This window comes from Mariniflexile aquimaris, assembly GCF_042676825.1.
Lineage (GTDB): Bacteria > Bacteroidota > Bacteroidia > Flavobacteriales > Flavobacteriaceae > Mariniflexile > Mariniflexile aquimaris.
The window spans coordinates 1-2492 of sequence record NZ_JBHTIB010000022.1; the positions used below are offsets into that span (position 1 = coordinate 1).

Here is a 2492-nt window from a genome sequence, read left to right on the forward strand (position 1 = left end):
TTAGAAATTCCAATTATTAATATCAGCAGGATTTTTTTCATAGTTGTTGCTAACGTGTTTGTATATGGTTTGTTGCGTGGTTTTAGCACCTAATTTAGTAAATAAAAACCGAATAGAAAATCCGTGAGGATTTTCGTAAGTAGGCTAGAACTAGCAATAAATTATATACGGTGTTGTGCACAGTTATTTTATTTTATTCTTTATTTTCTNCACAGTTATTTTATTTTATTCTTTATTTTCTTAATTTCATTCTTAACATCTGGATTCTTTTTTTGTAAAATATCAAGATTTTTAATTGCTGAATCTAATTTATTTAACTTTTCGTAAACCTCAATAAATAATTCTCCATTTGAATTTAAAATTTGTTCTAAAGAGTTTTGGTCATTTTCATTAACAATTTTTTCCAAATATGATAATGCTGTATTTAAATCATTTATTTCGTAAAATAGATAAGCTCTTTGATAATTATTAAAAATCTCATTTTCTGTATCTTCATTTTCTAAATATTGAGCTAAAACTTTTGGATTTTTGTTATTCAAAGCAATTTCGCCAATAACTGCTGTTGAATTTTCATTTTCAATATATGGTTGAATGTATCGTTCATTTTTAGTTATGAATTCCTTTTTAATTTGGCTATAATTAAAATCAGATTGTATCAACTGACTTTCAAAAGGTTCATAATCTTGATAGTCCGAAAAAATAAATTGAAAAGCGTCTAAAACTGAATACCCAATTAAATCTACGTGCCAACTTTTGTAAATCTTATGTTTAAAATCAACATACTCATTTCTATTGTTACTGATTATTTTTTCAATTTCAATTCCACTTGGATAACGATTTGGGTCATCATATTTTGCACTTGCAATAAAATACTTAATTGGCTTTTTTGTGTCGTCTAAAAATGTATTGTATTTTCTTGTAATATTTTCAAGTTGTCCATTTTCTAAATCAATTAAATTCTCACTAATGTTTATAAAAGCATCGAATGGATTTTCTTTATCAAACATCAAATAATGGTTGTATTCTGCTCCGTTTGAATGACCATAAATTGCTCTAAACTCACTCGTAGAATAATTTGAGTTAATAAAAGGGATGATTTCTTTAAAAATGTAATCTTTAAAATTTTTACCGTTTTCTCCAAACTGTATATCTAATTCATTATTTCTTTCTCTAATGTTTATAAAGATGCCAACGACAATACATTGAGGAAAGTTCGAAAAATTAGATTGTTGTCTTATGGTTTGAACTACTATTTCATAAATATTTAAAATGTTAGCGTCTGTAACATATACAACAGGATATTTTATGTTCTCGTTGTAATTTTCTGGTAGTGAAACATAAATTTTTCTTTTTTGATTTAAAATATTTGAATTTATATTTAAAATACTGAAATCGCTAAAAGTTGAAAAATTATCAATTTGGTCTGACCAACCTTGAATTTTATAATATTGTAATTCTTTTGGTTTTTCGTTTAAGATAAAATTTGGTTGTCCAGAAAGGTTGTCAATAATAGCTTCACTTTCCCAGTTTCCACGAGTAAACTTGTATTCGGCAGGAAATGATAAATCGAGAGAAATTTCTCGTTCATATTCAGAAATTTTCTTTAGTTTGATTTTGTTAGGTTCCCAATTTCCAAGACTTTCTTGATTTCCGACAATATAAACTTCATCTGTTTTATTCGGAACTGAAATTTTGATTGAAGTCAATTCTTGTCCAAACGAAATGGTCGAGATAAGAATTAAAATTTGTGTTAGAATGTTTCTCATTTAGCGTTCGGTTTAATTGTGCACAACGGTCTCGTATAACCGTCAGTTACGGGATTAAAGATAATGATTTTCGGTTTAGAACTGGCGTTAGCAATTCCGAGTGGATTCGGACGTAGTCGAATCCGCCGTAATTGCGGTTATACATTGTTGGCAACTGGCTTTATTTTTCGGTTTATAATTCAGTCCAAATTAATTTATAATTCGGAAATTGGTTTTCAAATCGTTGTTTTATTTTTTTTAATGTTTCCACGTCAATATTTTTATGCTCAATTTCAATTCCGATTAGATGGTCGCTCAAACACCAACCTTTGCAGATTAGCAACTGTTCTGATTTAGTTGAATTCAGCGTGATTTTTTCTCCGAATTCAGTTCCGTAATTCATTAAATCAACTTTATTCAACAATTTTTGGATTTTGAGTTTAATCCACTTTTCATTCGGTAATTTAATATTCTCAGTATTTATTTTCTCCGACTTTTGAAATTCAAAGTCAAGATTTTCTAACGCGTTTTCAACTTCAAATGAGTATTCTTTCGACCAAGTATAATTTCGGTCGTAAGTCATAAATTTATAAAACAGAAAAAATCCTAATATCAATAGGATTGGGAAAATGATTAATTTATTTCTTTTCGTTTTATTCAAATGAGTGAGTTTTTTAGCTTGTTGCCAACGTAAAATATATGAAAAGTAAGGGATTAAAAAAACTTACCTTCTGGTTTTTACTAAGC

Annotated in this window: 2 protein-coding genes; both read right to left on the bottom strand. The window is 27.8% G+C overall.

The annotated features are described in order from the left end of the window. Positions 1-215: 215 nt before the first annotated feature. Positions 216-1766: an alpha/beta hydrolase-fold protein gene (locus tag ACFQ0I_RS15820; RefSeq protein WP_379943933.1), complete on the bottom strand. Its 1551-nt coding sequence runs from the start codon at positions 1764-1766 to the stop codon at positions 216-218. A 172-nt stretch (positions 1767-1938) separates the two neighbouring features. After that, on the bottom strand, positions 1939-2406 hold the full coding sequence (locus tag ACFQ0I_RS15825) for a hypothetical protein (RefSeq protein WP_379943934.1): 468 nt from the start codon (positions 2404-2406) through the stop codon (positions 1939-1941). Between the last annotated feature and the right edge of the window lie 86 nt (positions 2407-2492).

Bases quoted from the DNA above. Each gene is read 5' to 3' on its own strand.
- ACFQ0I_RS15820 (WP_379943933.1), bottom strand. From the start codon at position 1,766: ATGAGAAACATTCTAACACAAATTTTAATTCTTATCTCGACCATTTCG.